This is a genomic window from Bacillus sp. RK1064 (genome assembly GCF_051488405.1).
GTDB lineage: Bacteria > Bacillota > Bacilli > Bacillales > Bacillaceae > Bacillus.
This window is the reverse complement of the sequence record NZ_JBPSCZ010000001.1, coordinates 344,751-358,709: the sequence shown is the minus strand read 5'-3', so window position 1 is coordinate 358,709 and position 13,959 is coordinate 344,751. Positions and strand designations below refer to the sequence as shown.

Sequence of the window (13,959 nt, the reverse complement as noted above, 5' to 3'; positions counted from 1 at the left end):
ATCCTTTTTAATTAGATTAAAAAGCCCCCCAGCTGACAATGTTCACGTAAGGAACATTCACTCTTAGCTGATTTGTCACGTTTTTAAAGACCGCTACTGTATCAAAGAGCTGCACAACAACTACGTTTTGAAGGACCTCTCCATTGACTAAATGAACACGTGGCAGCGGAATGCCAAGCTCAAGCCATGGACGAAGTAATTCTTTGATGTCTGACACACTCTCTTCCTCACTTTCTTCTAAAAGACGAAGAAGAAGTAAAATCAAGATGACTTCAAGTACTCCTTCTGCTTCTAGTAATTCTTCGTTCCAACCATTTAATAATTGTTCAAATTCCATTCATAATCCCTCTCTCTTCACATTTAATCTTTACTAGAGTATGAGAATCACTTCATTTAGCCTCAGCATTTGAAAACATTTTTAAAAATGTGTGAAGTAATTAAATGAAAAAAAGAACAAGGAATCAGCGTTCTGCTTATACCAAAAAAAGTGAACGGCATATACATAGGGGTGAGTTTGAATTGATGAAGAAAGGATGGGGAAAAAATGAGCGACAAGCGTGCCGAATTAAAAAAAGAACTATTGAAAGTGTTTTTCAAACCACTTACTCGTGCATTAACAGTTAATCTTGAAGAAGGAGGAGTTCAAATGGAAGAAAAATTGAACGATTTATTAAGTGAAGTGGCAGCTGAGGCATCACCTTCAGATTCTGCTACAACACTCGATGTATCTCAGCCAGCAAGATGGATTTTTGCAAGACTTGCACCAGGAACCGTCATCAGCATTGTCACTGACTCAGGAGACTTAATCGGGCCAGTTCAATTCGTAGCATTCAATGCTTTAACGGGTGTTGTATTTGTTACACAAGAAAGCTCAGTCACACCAACAGGCTCTGCAACGACTTTATTAGATGTAGATAAAGTTGAAAGTGTTACGTTCACATCTTAATGTGAGAGGGTCATGATGAAGCTTCTTTATATCAGCTCTGGCTACGGCGGAATCTATCACATGTTTGATCAATGGGTAGAAGAGAGCTTCATTGATTCCCCCTTTTCATGTGTAAAAATTGATCGAGAATCTCTACCCGCTCACATGCACAAAATCCGGACATTTTCTCCGGATTTTGTTTTGATGATGATCGGTGATCATGTTCCGAGCGAAGTGCTTCATCAATTCAAACAAGAAAAGATCCCGATCGTTTTGTGGATGACAGAAGATCCCTTTTATACAGATGTGTCAGCTGCTTGCACACGTGATGCGCGGCTCATATTAACGATTGATGAAGGAGCTTTGCCATTTTACAAACAATTGGGCATAGGTCACACCCACTACTTTCCCATTCCGGCAAATACACGTGTTTTTCAAAAAAACGAATCGCCTGAAGAGATGTGCAACTATGACATTGCACTCGCCGGCTACCCTTATCCCAACCGCATCATCGCCATTGATACACTCTTACAACAGAACAAATGGCGGATTCTCGTTGCAGGTAAGGAATGGCATCGTCATTTAAATAAGTCACGAAGACATTATCGAAATCTCACACTAGTGACCAATTGGCTGAGCCCTCAGCAAATGGCGGACATCTATCAGCAATCAGCGATTGTTCTTAACCCGCACAGGCCGGCTCAGTTTGCCTATAATAAAAACAAAGCCATGATTCAAAATGTAAGCCTGAACAACAGAGCGTTTGATATCGCTGCAGCTGGAAGCTTTCAATTGACGGATCTACAACCGCCGCAAGCTTTTTCAAGCTTCGTTTTTTATAAAGATGAGGACGATTTGCTGGAACAGGTTGAATATTATGGATCAAATGCCGAGAAAAGAAAAGCGATCGCACGAAACAATTACGAACAAGTCGTTTCCTGGAATACATTTGAGACATTTCCACACAGGCTTTATGAGATCGTAAAAAGCGCCCTATGACCGGGCGCTTTTCTCGTTGAAATTCATCTTATGCATAACCCTCCGCATCTCGGCGAGCCAATAAGACTTTCTCCGCTTTCTCAAGGTCTTCCTCCTGTTTCACCACGAGTGATTTTTGGCGATCCATGATATACGCTCCAACAGATCCTTCTAAAAAGGAATGAATGCATTCTTTTGCATATGGAACATAAAAAGCATACACTGCTCCATTTAAACGGCCATACGTATATGGCTGCTCATGCTTTGGCATGAAAAAGTAATGATTGTCCTTATATAAAGTTGCTTCATTATTCTCATGCAGTGTCCATGTTTCATTTGGGTTTTCTAGCGCCTCTGTAAAAGATGCCATGCAGTCATAATTCCCTTCTACTAGAAGCTGCAAGCACTTCTCAATATCTTCCGGCTCTCTTAAAGGAGACGATGGATGCAAATATAGAACAATATCAAAGGTCTTCCCCTCACGCTCTAAATAAGCAAGCGCATGCTTCACAGCTATGAGTGACGGTGTTTGTTCCGTTACATGCGTGTCTGGCAGTTCAATCACATGGGCTCCGTAGTGAGATGAAATGATTTGAGTATTGACATCCTCTGTAGAAACGATGACTTCATCTAACTCAATCATTTGCAGTAACGGCTGAATGGTCCAATAGATGAGCGGCCGCTCCGCCAATACGCGAATGTGTTCATCGTGCTGATCGCGCCTACTTCTAAAAGCTGGTATCAAGGCTAAAATACGATTTCCCCTATACATGTATTCCCTTCTCCCCTCGCGCAAAGCTCTCTTCATTTTTATCCGAGCTGATCGCAGTACTGAAGTGTTCAGGTCTCTCGTTTTTCTACTTGTTCTCTTATCTCTCCATATTCTATTAAGACGTCAAGCAGATGGTTATAATTTGTTCACCTAATTTATATAGAAAGTGGTTCTTTTCCTCAAACGGATACCGCTCTTTCACATATGATGCAAAGTAGAGAAATGAGAGTTGGGGGATTAGATATGTCCAAAAAGATAGAAACGAGTTTGAAGGCTTTTTTTCGTGACAAAACGATATTAGTCACAGGCGGTACGGGTTCGATCGGCCGTCAAATTGTGAAAAAATTAACATCATGCTCTCCAAAGAAGATTATCGTCTTCAGCAAAGATGACAGCAAACAATACATGATGAAAAATGAGTATGCAGATCATCCAGAAGTTGCATTCGCTTTAGGAGATGTACGAGATGCAAGCCGCGTGAGACAGCTCGTCAAAGGCGTTGATATCATCTTTCATGCAGCCGCCTTAAAACAAGTACCCACTTGTGAAGACAATCCGTTTGAAGCCGTGCAAACGAATATTATCGGAGGGCAGCACGTCATTGAAGCCGCAATCGAACATGAAGTCAGTCATGTTGTCAACATATCAACTGACAAAGCGGTTTCTCCGACAAATGCCATGGGTGCAACAAAATTAATTTCAGAAAAACTATTTTTCCAAGCAAACGAAAGTATTCCGAATCAAAAAACGATGTTTTGCTCTGTGCGTTTTGGCAATGTGCTTGGATCAAGAGGTTCAGTCATTCCCATCATGCTCCAGCAGCTGTTAAATGAAAAACCTTTGACCGTAACTGACCCTAATATGACACGTTTTTTTATGTCCATCGAAGAGGCTGTCTCCCTCACACTTCAAGCAGCGATCATGATGAAAGGCGGCGAAACGTTCATTCTCAAGATGGAGTCATTACAGCTTGCTGATCTCTTAAAAGCGTTTCATGAATATGCCACTCAAATCAATGTCGCACCCCCGGATATTCTCGTTGTTGGGAAAAGACCTGGAGAAAAGCTTCACGAAGAGCTCACATTTCAGCACGAAGCAGATGCACTATTTGAGCATGAACAATTTTATGCCATTTTACCAAGACCACAACTGCACGCTGACTTTCAAAAAGTCGACTTAACCAATTACACATCAAATGAAGCGCCTCTCATTACAAAAGAAAAGCTATTCCACATCATTGAACAATTACATCACACGCATCATAAAAAATAAAAAATCGTCACACGGAAGCAGATGCCTTCCATGTGACGATTTTTAAATAGATCAATCAAATAGATGTATCAAATCCCCATAGCCTTCTTTTTCAAGATCATCTTTTGGGATAAACTTCAAAGCGGCTGAGTTAATACAATACCGAAGACCATTTGGTCCTGGACCATCAGGAAAGACATGACCTAGATGAGAATCAGCTGTTTTGCTGCGCACCTCTGTCCGCACCATCCCATGGCTCGTATCCACCTTCTCCGCTACTTCCTCATCTTCAAGCGGCTTTGTGAAACTCGGCCAGCCGCAATGGGCATCAAACTTATCTAAAGATGAAAAAAGCGGCTTGCCTGAAATGATATCCACATAAATGCCTTCTTCTTTGTGATCCCAGAATTCATTTTGAAATGGCGGCTCAGTGCCATTATTTTGCGTGACTTCGAACTGCATTCGGTTTAATTCTTTCAGACGCTTTTCTTTTTCGTTTGTCATGATTTATCACTCCAATGGGACTCAATAAAACCCGCTCTGCCCGAACCGACATGATATCGTTCGTAGTGCATTTTGTTCTTTTTATAATAATGCTGATGATATTCCTCTGCGGGATAAAAAGGACCAGCATCTAAAATTTCTGTCACAATTGGCTTTTGGAAAGTGCCGCTTTCGTTCAGCTTCTCTTTCGATGCTTCTGCAAGCTTTCTCTGCTCGTCATGATGAACATAAATACCTGTGCGGTAGGACTCTCCTCTATCACCAAATTGCCCTCCATCATCTGTTGGGTCTATTTGCTGCCAATACAGTTCTAATAGCTTTTCATACGGGAAAACGTCTGGATCAAACGTGATTTGAACCGCTTCTCTATGTCCCGTTGTATTTGTACATACTTCCTCATAGGTCGGATTCACTGTATGTCCGCCAGTATACCCTGATTCAACTTTGATAATGCCCGGCTGTTCATCAAAAGGTTTAACCATACACCAGAAGCAGCCTCCTGCAAATGTGGCTAATTCTTGTTTTTCAGACATATTAGTGCCCCCTTCATTTAAAAAATGGTATCATCATATTATAACATGATGAAAAATAATGAAAATGATACGACTTGTATACCTAAAATAAAAGAAAGCATTCTGTCGTATCTTAAAATATAATGGGGGTTTAATGATTGGAACAAAGAAAACAAATGATGTATGAAATGGATTCTTTACTGAGAACCGTATTTAAGCAGATCCGTTATGAGATTAACAGCCTGCTCGAAAACGAATTATCTCGGAATGAATTTCTCATTTTAAATCTGCTTCGTGAGCAAGGTGCAAAAAAAGTAACGGAATTTGCGTCCATTCTAGGGGTGTCAGCAAGCCATATCACAGCTGTGACCGACACACTCGTAGAAAAGGGCTGGATTACCCGTATCCGTTCTAAAGAGGATCGCCGCATCATCAAAATCCACTTAACCGATAAGGGTAAGGAAATTACTGAGCATTTTGAGAAAAAGAAAACAGAATACTTTATGGAGCGATTTGAGTCATTCGACGACGAAGAACTGAAAACAATGATCAAATTATTTAAAAAGCTGGATAAAAGTCAAAAGGATTAAGCATAGATTTTAGCGCTCTGGACATGCTACGGATAAAAAGAGGTGGAATGAACCATGACAAGCCCTTATCTTTGTCCAAACTGTAAAACAAACAGAACTCGCTTTAATCTGATTGAGCAGCTTTCAGAACCTGTGAAGCTGGATCCTGCGACCGGAGCAGTTGTCGAAAGATACGAAGGAGAGCAGCTTTCTCCTTTTCACGTGAGCTATCAAGGTCCTCAAATAAAAGTCCAGTGCGGCGTTTGTGGTTTAATTGAGGATGAAAAAACGTTCATTAAGCTAGCCGAATATCATCAATATTCTTCTCCTTCTTAACTTGCGGGCCTGACGGAAAACGTCAGGCTTTTTTCTATGCTTCTTTTGCCTATACAGATCGCCTTTTTCATGCATACGCTACAAAAAACACCATCGCATAAGAAAGTAGGGATTGATGACATGCAGCAGCTCTCTTATCATGACTTTCCATACCGTCCACTCGCTGCGGGCTTCGAGCACCCTCAAAGCAGCCTTTCATCTAAAGCCTTTATTCGGCTCTTTCACGCTGCACCAGATCTTAGTGAGCTCGCTGTATATGTGAATCGGAATGAGGTCTTGAAAAAAATGCCTTACAGTCATTTGACAGCTTATATGGAGTGGGATGAGGGAATTTATGAGATAGAAGTGTTCAAGCTGGCTACAAAAGAAAGAGTTCTTCATTCTTGCATGATGATTAAACGTAGCGAGATTTACACCCTATGTATCACAGGTGCTCATGCAGGTTTTGCGCTGCTGACAGAGCGGCAAGACCCTGTGATTCAACACGAGGACCTGTCAGCCCTTACATTTGTCCATCTGTCTCCAGACCTTCCTTCCATTGATATATATGAACGTGATCAAGGGGTGTTATCAAAGGAGCTTCATTATGTAAACGGCACTCACATTCATCATTTCTCCCCGAATAAATATCATTTTGAATTGAAAGCTGCTGGCACTCAAAGTATACTGCTTGATATCCCCAAAGTTCATCTGCAAGCAAATCGCGCATACCTTATTCTGCTTCATGGCTTTGCTAACGGAGAGCCAGAGCTTATGGCGAAGGTGGTCTTGTCTCAGCAAATATAAAAAAGAGCCTTTCCTCAATGGAAAAGGCTCTTTACGAGACATCTTCAGCTTTTTCTTGCTTTTGAAAATCAAAAGCAAGAATCATGATACCTAGAAATAATGCACAATAGGCAATATTTAAGTAAAACTGATCGATATTTTCTGCTCTTAAATCAGTGGCAGCTGTAATGCCAAAGTACGCAGCAAATAAAAGCGACAGTAAACTAAAATATTGATAGACTCGCTTCATGATTTCACTCCTGACTCACTTTCTATTGCTTTGGATGATAATATGAGAACTCAATTTCATCGTTCTCTAGATCAATTTTGTTTGCTTTCACATACATATCATTCGTCAGTGGCATTTCTGAAAGGCGTACTTCAACCGTTTTTTGATCCGGTTTCACATGAACGAATTCTGGCAGTTCATAGAACTGGCCCATGTAGCTTAAAACAAAACTAATCGGAATGCTCAATTGTCCAATTGAAAGGCCATCCACTTTCAACAGCACATCACCATTATCTTCGACAGTTGGCGTAAAAGAGACGTTTGCATCAATAGTCGAAGAGAAAGCTTTAATTGCGCCTGTTACTTTCACATCTTGATCGATCGCCACATGAAAATCTGGCATATCACTTGATCCTTGATTTTTCAAGTAATCATTGATAAAGCTGGTGAGCGATTCCTTTGAGCTAGATATATTAAAAGAATACTCGCTTTTTAATTCTTTAGTTGAAGCGGATTGACCGCCTGGCAGCATCATCAAAATACCGCAGGCAAGAACAATCAATAGATTGATTGCAAGTAAAATAAAAAATAAGCTTTTCCACTTTTTCATACGTTCACCCTATTCCTTCGGCAGTCCTTCTTTTTTCACTTTGGAGAATAAACGATTTGCCATAAGAGAGTACCCCTTTTGGTTTGGGTGGAAATCATCATCTGCCAGTAATTTTTCATCAGAATCTTCCTCAAATAAATCTGCTACATTGATCATATCAGCGTTGCCGTCTTTTTTCAGTTCCTTTTTGGCAGCGGCATTCCAATCTTTGACGACTTCATCAATATCTCGCAGCTCAGACAAACTGAACTTAAAGGGATTGTACATGCTGACATACATGATCTTCGCATGATCATTGTGCTGTCTCAATTGAGCAAGAATGGTTTTAAAGCGCTCCTCAAAAGGACCCTGCTCTTTTTGAAAAGGAGCAAACGTCAAATTGAGCACATTTTGATGGACAACATGCATTAAGTCATTGCCGCCGATCGTAAAGAAAATATAGTCAGCGTCTTTCAGTCCGTCTTGCACCTTTTTTTCTTTTAATCTTTTTAATAAATCTACCGTTCTACTGCCTTTAATGGCATAATTTTTTAATGTGACAGATTGCACGCCGTCCACCGCTTCTAACTTGTCACGGGTCATGCCTGCATATCCTTTTTTATGTTGATCTCCGATTCCTTCTGTTAAGGAATCTCCAACCGCTGCGATCGTAATATGTTCTTTTACGTCTTGTGTGTCTTCTAGTTTATCCTTTATGCCAGCCTCTTGCGCGGAACATGCAGAAAGAACAAAAGCTAGAGACATCACAATCAAAATCAAACGAGCCTTCAAACGATGATGTCCCTCCTTTTTCTGATTAAAAAAGTGTATCATGTTTTCGCTCATTTGAACATCCTTATGCTAGCTTCGATTCAGCGTTTTGATGTCCTTGATAATTTCATCATAAGGTGTATTTTGTACGCCATCATAATTTTTCATCACTTTCCCTTCTTGATCAACTAGGAAAAACAATGACTGATGAATCACTTGGTCTTCATCTTCAGGTTTCTTCACAATGGTTTTAAAGCTCTTCATTGCGAATTTTTCGATTGCGGACTGTGAATAGCCAGTGAGAAAATCCCAATTTTTAAAGGACAATGGATATGCTTTTGCAAATTCTTTTAGCTTATTCGGTGAGTCTACCTCCGGGTCCACGCTAAAGGAAATGATATGCGCATCCAATTTTTCTTCTTTTAACCGTTTTTGCAGCTCTGTCATATGAGCAGTCATCGGCGGACAGATCGTTTCACAGCTTGTGAAAATAAAATCTGCAACCCATACTTTCCCCTTCAAATCATCCAATGACACCTTTTGACCATCCTGATTTTCATACTCAAACGGCTGTATTTGATAATTTAACGCATCTTTGATTTGTCCATTTGAACATGAGACTAAAAGAAGCACGCTTATGATAATAAGCGCACCAAGTGAGGCTCCCCTTTTTTTAAGCATGGTACGTCCATCCCCTTTTTCAATCAATCGGTATAAAAAGTAAAGCCTATTGCGCCTTTTCCAGTGTGACACGAAATAATCGGTGTTGTGTAGGCGATGTCAACAAGTGCTTCAGGTGTGTGATCAAGCAGCGCTGATTTGAGCTTTTCAGCGAGTTCTAATGCATCTGCATGCGCTATCCCAATGGCTTGAACTGTTTTTCCTTTCACGGCCTGTACATACTGTTTGGTCAAATAGCGGACAAGAGCAGAATAGCTTCTCACATTCGCTTCCGGCGTGTATACCCCATCCGTTAAGCTGGCAATTGGTTTGATATGAAGAAGTGAGCCGATCAGCGCCTTTCCTCTTCCAATTCTTCCACCTTTCACGAGATTTTCTAATGTATCGATTGTGACAAATAGCTTTGTTTTAAGACGGATTTTATCCATTTCTTTGATGATGTCTTCACGGCTTGCACCATTTTTTGCAAGCTCTGCTGCTTTGCTGACTTGAAAACCTAACCCATAGGAAATAAAATTTGAATCAATCACCGTGATGTTTCCGTCTACCATTTTCGAAGCGCTTTCAGCAGTTTGAACAGTACCACTCATCCCACCCGTTAAATGGATACTAATGACTTCGCTTCCATCTGCTGTGAGCTTTTCATATAATTCGACGAATTGACCGATCGCAGGTTGAGACGTTTTCGGCAATTCCTCAGCGGCCTCCATTTTTTCAATAAATTCATCTGGCTGTATATTCACTCGGTCAATATAATCAACCCCAGAAATGGAGATATTGAGCGGAATCACGTGAATGGATAGATCATTGATTTTTTCTTGCGGAAGGTCCACAGTTGAATCTGTTACAATTTTAATTTGTTTCACTATCGTCTCATCCTTGCTGTCTTAGTCTTTACTTATGATATTACCTTATTTCGTGCATACTTGAAAACAACTGTCATGACGTTTTTAAAATTGTCACATTTTCTTCTTTTTATGAAAAAAATCTTTGCCAAGCTGAGCAGCTGTCATTTCAAAACGGCCGCTCACTCCACTTGACAAAGATTTCTATTTACGCATTGTGTTTCAGTGTAGGCTCCTGATAGATCTGCTCATATGTGCTCCACTTGACGTTACGTTTCACATCCTCTCTGAAAGAGTATACAGCTCTCTTTCCTTTAGATACATAGACTTTTTTCAAGAAAGCTTCAAGTCTAAAGGTGAGCATGAAACCATACGTCTCATCTCCCTTTAGTACAGGGACTTCTGTTACCTTGATCTGAGCTCCATCCATCCGTCTAAAACATATTGTTTTGAGCAGCACAAACGATCAATCCTCTTTTCCAATGTTCTGTTAGGCCTAAATAAATAGGTGGAATAAATCTTGATCTTTATTCACTTCAACATAATGGAAGCCTTTTTTATTCATCCGTTCAATCAGTGCCGCATAGTCATCTCTTTCATTCAATTCGATGCCAACAAGCGCGGGGCCTTTGCTTCGGTTATTCTTTTTCGTATATTCAAAGCGTGAGATATCATCATTTGGACCTAATACTTCATCTAAAAATTCCCGAAGCGCTCCTGCTCTTTGCGGAAAATTGACAATGAAATAATGTTGAAGCCCTTCATAGATCATCGACCGTTCTTTGATTTCCTGCATTCTGCCAATGTCATTATTTCCTCCACTGACAATACAGACAACATTTTTCCCTTTAATCTCCTCGCGATGGGCATCCAGCGCTGCGATCGGCAGTGCGCCTGCCGGCTCTGCTACAATCGCACATTGATTATACAGCTCTAAAATGGTTGTACATACTTTTCCTTCAGGTACAAGACTGATTTTATCGACAACGGACTGAAGCGATGTAAACGTCTTTTCGCCAATCCGCTGAACCGCTGCTCCGTCTACAAACTTATCAATTGAATCAAGTGTCACAACCTTGCCCTTTTCATGGGAAGCATGGAGTGAAGCTGCGCCAAGTGGTTCGACTGCAATGATTTCGGTTTCTGGGGCGATATTTTTGATATATGTACCAACTCCAGATAACAGACCTCCACCTCCAACACTTGCAAATAAAAAGTGAGGCTCCACTTCGATATCATTTAATATTTCTACAGCAGTCGTTCCTTGTCCTGCCATCACATCCAAATCATCAAACGGATGGATAAACTCGCGCTTCTCTTCATCTCCGCATTTTACTGCTTCATGATATGAATCATCAAACGTATCTCCGGTTAAGATAATTTCAACATATTCTTTTCCGAAAAGCTCCACTTGAGATACTTTTTGCCTTGGTGTCGTGGCAGGCATAAAGATTTTCCCGTGGATCCCTAAATATTTACAAGAATAGGCAACACCCTGTGCGTGATTTCCTGCACTTGCACAGACAATGCCGTTTTCTAGTTTATCTTTTGGAAGCTGGCTCATTTTATTAAAAGCGCCTCTTAATTTAAAGGAACGAACTACTTGAAGATCCTCTCTTTTTAAGTAGACATTACATTCATATCGTTCAGAAAGTCGCTCATTTTTTTGAAGAGGTGTATGAATCACTACATCCTTCAAATTTTGATGGGCCTTTAAAATGTCTTTCACTTGAATTAGCGTGTTTTCTTTGAGCAACGGTTTCATGTACAAGATCCTTTCTCTTTAACCTTATTTAATTTGTCATTATAACATGAATATTCAAAAAATAAACCAATAGATCATGGATCAAGCATAAATTTCATAAACTTTTTCGTTTTTCTGTACATTTGGTTTTATTGGGTGTTACAATTGAACCAATTAGAACCATAAAGAAAGGAATCACCCGATGACCACACATTCGTTTACGTCTATATATGGAGAGCATCAAGAAATGAAGCGTGCCATTCATCTGGCAAAGCAATTCACAAAACACGAGCAGCCGGTCTTGATAACAGGAGAAATTGGCACAGGCAAAACACTATTTGCCCAGGAAATTGCAAATGCAGCTGCTCCAAACGCTTCACTGACACATCTATATTGCCCCGTCTTAGATGAAGATACCTTACAGAAAGCCTTCACGGAAAAGACCCGTCAAATTCTTTATTTAGACGAAATCGCCGCATTAAGTATTCCTATGCAACATCAGGTCATTCGTTTTCTAGAAACATCTTTTGCAACAAAAATCATTGCCACTTCGTCTTTATCAATAGAGGCATTGAGGGTGTCATCTACCTTTTTACCTGAGCTGTTTTATCGTTTAAATGTTTTTCATTTGCCCCTGCCGTCATTAGCAGAGCGAAAAACAGACATTCCTGTGTTAACAACTGCTTTCTTTCAGGAGCTGAGCATGACGCCTGATATTGATCAAAGTGTTTGGGAAACCTTGCAGGAGTATCCGTTTGAAGGAAACGTACAGGAACTCAAAAATATCGTTCATTATGCTGCAGTCATTCTCGAGGGGCAAACGGTATTTTTACACCACCTGCCGCCTTTTGTGTTAACACCTCTTTCGCCGGACGTAAAAGGAAAAAAGGAAGAACACCAGCTCACACTAATGGAAAAACAAGAGTTTGTTTTCCTGCTGGAAGCCATTAAGTCTCTCAATGAGAAAGGTGAAGCAGCCAGCAGACGCATCTTGTCTGAATTAAGCAAACAAGGCGACATTCCGCTGACTCCTCAGCAGGTGAGAAGCCGATTAGATGACCTTGAGAAAAAAGCATACGTGACAAAAGGAAAAGGCAGGGCTGGCACGAAGATTACACTTGAAGGTCTTTCATTCCTGAAGTCACTTGATGGTTATATACCGGTTCAATAAAAGGAGGACATCCATGTTTACTGTAAAAGAAGAAATTGCAAACGCCATTACACATGGCATTGGCGTTATTTTATCCATACCAGCCATTGTTTTTCTCGTGTTATTCGCTGTTCAATACGGCACTGTCACAGAGATCATCAGCTTTTCGATATTTGGCGCATCCATGCTGCTGCTCTATTTAAGCTCGACCTTGCTTCATAGCATTCGGCACAAAAAAACAAAAGATGTATTTGAAATCCTCGACCACTCGGCTATTTATGTATTGATTGCTGGTACATATACGCCCTTTTTACTAGGACCATTAAAAGGCGCACTAGGCTATACGCTTCTTGCGATTGTATGGGCGCTTGCTGCTGGCGGAATTGTCTTTAAAATCTTTTTCGTCAAACGGTTTATCATTGTGTCCACGCTCGTTTATTTATTAATGGGCTGGATGATTATCATTGCCATCAAACCACTTTACATTGGGTTAACGGGCGCAGGATTTGGCCTCTTACTGTTAGGCGGTCTATTGTATTCAGTCGGAACCATCTTTTATATTTGGCGGAAAATCCCCTATCATCATGCCATTTGGCACAGCTTTGTACTCGGCGGCAGTGCATCGATGTTCTTCTGCATTCTCTTCTATTGTGTGAACATTCCTGCTGCATGAAAAAAACCAGCATCCACTTTCGGATGCTGGTTTTTCTATGCGCGCTTTTGGGCGTAATCACTCATCATGACAGGTGCTTTAATATGAATATCAACATTAACAGGGCGCAGCCTTTTCACGACTTTCCCAGTTAATAGACGATCCGTTCCACTTGTTTCAATCGGTACAAGCGGACAATCACAATCTTCAGCAAGTGCCTCTGCCATGTGACGCTGTGCTTCTGAAAGCAATACGCTCTGCCCAGATAAGATTCTTTCCTTTGCTTCTTCTAATAAGGCATCATCAGATTGATTCTGATGAATAACCGCCATCTTCTTCAGCCATTGTTTTAAAATGGGATATCGAAAAAGATTCGGCTTTGCCATGAAAGCAAATGGCTTCTCAAGGTGACCAATCAATAATGTCGTCGTGACTGGATTCAGTGCCTGTGTGATATAAATAACGGGTCCATCTGGCAGCTTCTTTTGCTGGTGAATGGTCATGACTGATCCTGACTGATCAATACAGCCCCGGGCAAACCTTTTTGCATGCTCATGAATGAGATGCATTCGTTTCGTATAGGAAATGCGCGGATCAGTTAATTCATGGGCATGCAAATGCCTCATACTTTTAAAAATGGATAGGGCAACATAAATCGTTAAAAACCAATAACGAAACAACCGTAC

At 40.7% G+C, this 13,959-nt stretch carries 20 protein-coding genes; 8 read left to right on the top strand and 12 right to left on the bottom strand.

Features of this window, described 5'->3' with window-relative positions; all coding sequences use genetic code 11:
• Positions 1-16: 16 nt before the first annotated feature.
• On the bottom strand, positions 17-337 hold the full coding sequence (cgeC, locus tag ACSSTM_RS02045) for a spore maturation protein CgeC (RefSeq protein ID WP_034660957.1): 321 nt from the start codon (positions 335-337) through the stop codon (positions 17-19).
• A 207-nt stretch (positions 338-544) separates the two neighbouring features.
• On the opposite strand from cgeC, the gene ACSSTM_RS02040 reads away from it, so the two are divergent.
• Both ACSSTM_RS02040 and ACSSTM_RS02035 read left to right on the top strand, forming a co-directional pair.
• On the top strand, positions 545-946 hold the full coding sequence (locus tag ACSSTM_RS02040; protein ID WP_034660958.1) for a hypothetical protein: 402 nt from the start codon (positions 545-547) through the stop codon (positions 944-946).
• Positions 947-961: 15 nt separating this feature from the next.
• Positions 962-1,924 carry a CgeB family protein gene (locus ACSSTM_RS02035; protein ID WP_095285298.1) on the top strand — a complete coding sequence of 321 codons (963 nt, stop codon included), beginning with the start codon at positions 962-964 and terminating at the stop codon, positions 1,922-1,924.
• Positions 1,925-1,952: 28 nt separating this feature from the next.
• Here ACSSTM_RS02035 and ACSSTM_RS02030 read toward each other — a convergent pair whose 3' ends face one another.
• Positions 1,953-2,675 (bottom strand): acylneuraminate cytidylyltransferase family protein, encoded by a 723-nt coding sequence (locus ACSSTM_RS02030; RefSeq protein WP_095285299.1) that lies wholly within the window; start codon positions 2,673-2,675, stop codon positions 1,953-1,955.
• Between the two features lie 243 nt (positions 2,676-2,918).
• Here ACSSTM_RS02030 and ACSSTM_RS02025 point away from each other — a divergent pair, with 243 nt between their 5' ends.
• Entirely contained in the window at positions 2,919-3,947 is a 1,029-nt protein-coding gene (locus ACSSTM_RS02025; protein ID WP_034660963.1) for an SDR family NAD(P)-dependent oxidoreductase, read from the top strand.
• Between the two features lie 51 nt (positions 3,948-3,998).
• On the opposite strand, the gene msrB is transcribed toward ACSSTM_RS02025, so the two are convergent.
• Complete coding sequence (gene msrB / locus ACSSTM_RS02020) at positions 3,999-4,430, bottom strand: peptide-methionine (R)-S-oxide reductase MsrB (RefSeq protein WP_095285300.1); 432 nt, start codon at positions 4,428-4,430, stop codon at positions 3,999-4,001.
• Positions 4,427-4,963, bottom strand: coding sequence for a peptide-methionine (S)-S-oxide reductase MsrA (gene msrA / locus ACSSTM_RS02015; protein ID WP_034660967.1), 537 nt, complete (start codon positions 4,961-4,963; stop codon positions 4,427-4,429). Before msrA ends, msrB begins: the two co-directional genes overlap by 4 nt.
• 137 nt (positions 4,964-5,100) lie before the next feature.
• Here msrA and ACSSTM_RS02010 point away from each other — a divergent pair, with 137 nt between their 5' ends.
• The 3 genes from ACSSTM_RS02010 to ACSSTM_RS02000 all read left to right on the top strand — a co-directional run bounded on the left by ACSSTM_RS02010 (position 5,101) and on the right by ACSSTM_RS02000 (position 6,633).
• Positions 5,101-5,532 (top strand): MarR family transcriptional regulator, encoded by a 432-nt coding sequence (locus tag ACSSTM_RS02010; protein WP_034660968.1) that lies wholly within the window; start codon positions 5,101-5,103, stop codon positions 5,530-5,532.
• Positions 5,533-5,586: 54 nt separating this feature from the next.
• Positions 5,587-5,847, top strand: coding sequence for a hypothetical protein (locus ACSSTM_RS02005; RefSeq protein ID WP_034660970.1), 261 nt, complete (start codon positions 5,587-5,589; stop codon positions 5,845-5,847).
• Between the two features lie 69 nt (positions 5,848-5,916).
• On the top strand, positions 5,917-6,633 hold the full coding sequence (locus ACSSTM_RS02000) for a DUF4397 domain-containing protein (RefSeq protein WP_252067779.1): 717 nt from the start codon (positions 5,917-5,919) through the stop codon (positions 6,631-6,633).
• A gap of 31 nt (positions 6,634-6,664) precedes the next feature.
• Here ACSSTM_RS02000 and ypmT read toward each other — a convergent pair whose 3' ends face one another.
• The 7 genes from ypmT to ilvA all read right to left on the bottom strand — a co-directional run bounded on the left by ypmT (position 6,665) and on the right by ilvA (position 11,492).
• The gene (gene ypmT, locus ACSSTM_RS01995) at positions 6,665-6,862 is read right to left on the bottom strand and encodes a protein YpmT (protein WP_034660972.1); all 198 of its coding nucleotides are present in this window, start codon (positions 6,860-6,862) and stop codon (positions 6,665-6,667) included.
• Between the two features lie 22 nt (positions 6,863-6,884).
• Positions 6,885-7,451, bottom strand: a complete 567-nt coding sequence (locus ACSSTM_RS01990) for a YpmS family protein (protein ID WP_034660973.1) — start codon at positions 7,449-7,451, stop codon at positions 6,885-6,887.
• Between the two features lie 9 nt (positions 7,452-7,460).
• Entirely contained in the window at positions 7,461-8,222 is a 762-nt protein-coding gene (locus ACSSTM_RS01985) for an SGNH/GDSL hydrolase family protein (RefSeq protein ID WP_034660974.1), read from the bottom strand.
• A gap of 69 nt (positions 8,223-8,291) precedes the next feature.
• The gene (locus tag ACSSTM_RS01980; RefSeq protein ID WP_034661968.1) at positions 8,292-8,882 is read right to left on the bottom strand and encodes an SCO family protein; all 591 of its coding nucleotides are present in this window, start codon (positions 8,880-8,882) and stop codon (positions 8,292-8,294) included.
• A 23-nt stretch (positions 8,883-8,905) separates the two neighbouring features.
• Positions 8,906-9,748 carry a DegV family protein gene (locus tag ACSSTM_RS01975; RefSeq protein ID WP_034660975.1) on the bottom strand — a complete coding sequence of 281 codons (843 nt, stop codon included), beginning with the start codon at positions 9,746-9,748 and terminating at the stop codon, positions 8,906-8,908.
• A 187-nt stretch (positions 9,749-9,935) separates the two neighbouring features.
• The gene (locus ACSSTM_RS01970; RefSeq protein ID WP_034660976.1) at positions 9,936-10,187 is read right to left on the bottom strand and encodes a YpmP family protein; all 252 of its coding nucleotides are present in this window, start codon (positions 10,185-10,187) and stop codon (positions 9,936-9,938) included.
• Positions 10,188-10,223: 36 nt separating this feature from the next.
• Positions 10,224-11,492 carry a threonine ammonia-lyase IlvA gene (ilvA, locus tag ACSSTM_RS01965; protein WP_034661970.1) on the bottom strand — a complete coding sequence of 423 codons (1,269 nt, stop codon included), beginning with the start codon at positions 11,490-11,492 and terminating at the stop codon, positions 10,224-10,226.
• 181 nt (positions 11,493-11,673) lie between these two features.
• Here ilvA and ACSSTM_RS01960 point away from each other — a divergent pair, with 181 nt between their 5' ends.
• Positions 11,674-12,642, top strand: coding sequence for a sigma 54-interacting transcriptional regulator (locus tag ACSSTM_RS01960; protein WP_307499796.1), 969 nt, complete (start codon positions 11,674-11,676; stop codon positions 12,640-12,642).
• 13 nt (positions 12,643-12,655) lie between these two features.
• On the top strand, positions 12,656-13,294 hold the full coding sequence (gene trhA / locus ACSSTM_RS01955; protein WP_034660979.1) for a PAQR family membrane homeostasis protein TrhA: 639 nt from the start codon (positions 12,656-12,658) through the stop codon (positions 13,292-13,294).
• A 35-nt stretch (positions 13,295-13,329) separates the two neighbouring features.
• Here trhA and ACSSTM_RS01950 read toward each other — a convergent pair whose 3' ends face one another.
• Entirely contained in the window at positions 13,330-13,953 is a 624-nt protein-coding gene (locus ACSSTM_RS01950; protein WP_034660980.1) for a lysophospholipid acyltransferase family protein, read from the bottom strand.
• Positions 13,954-13,959: the final 6 nt, after the last annotated feature.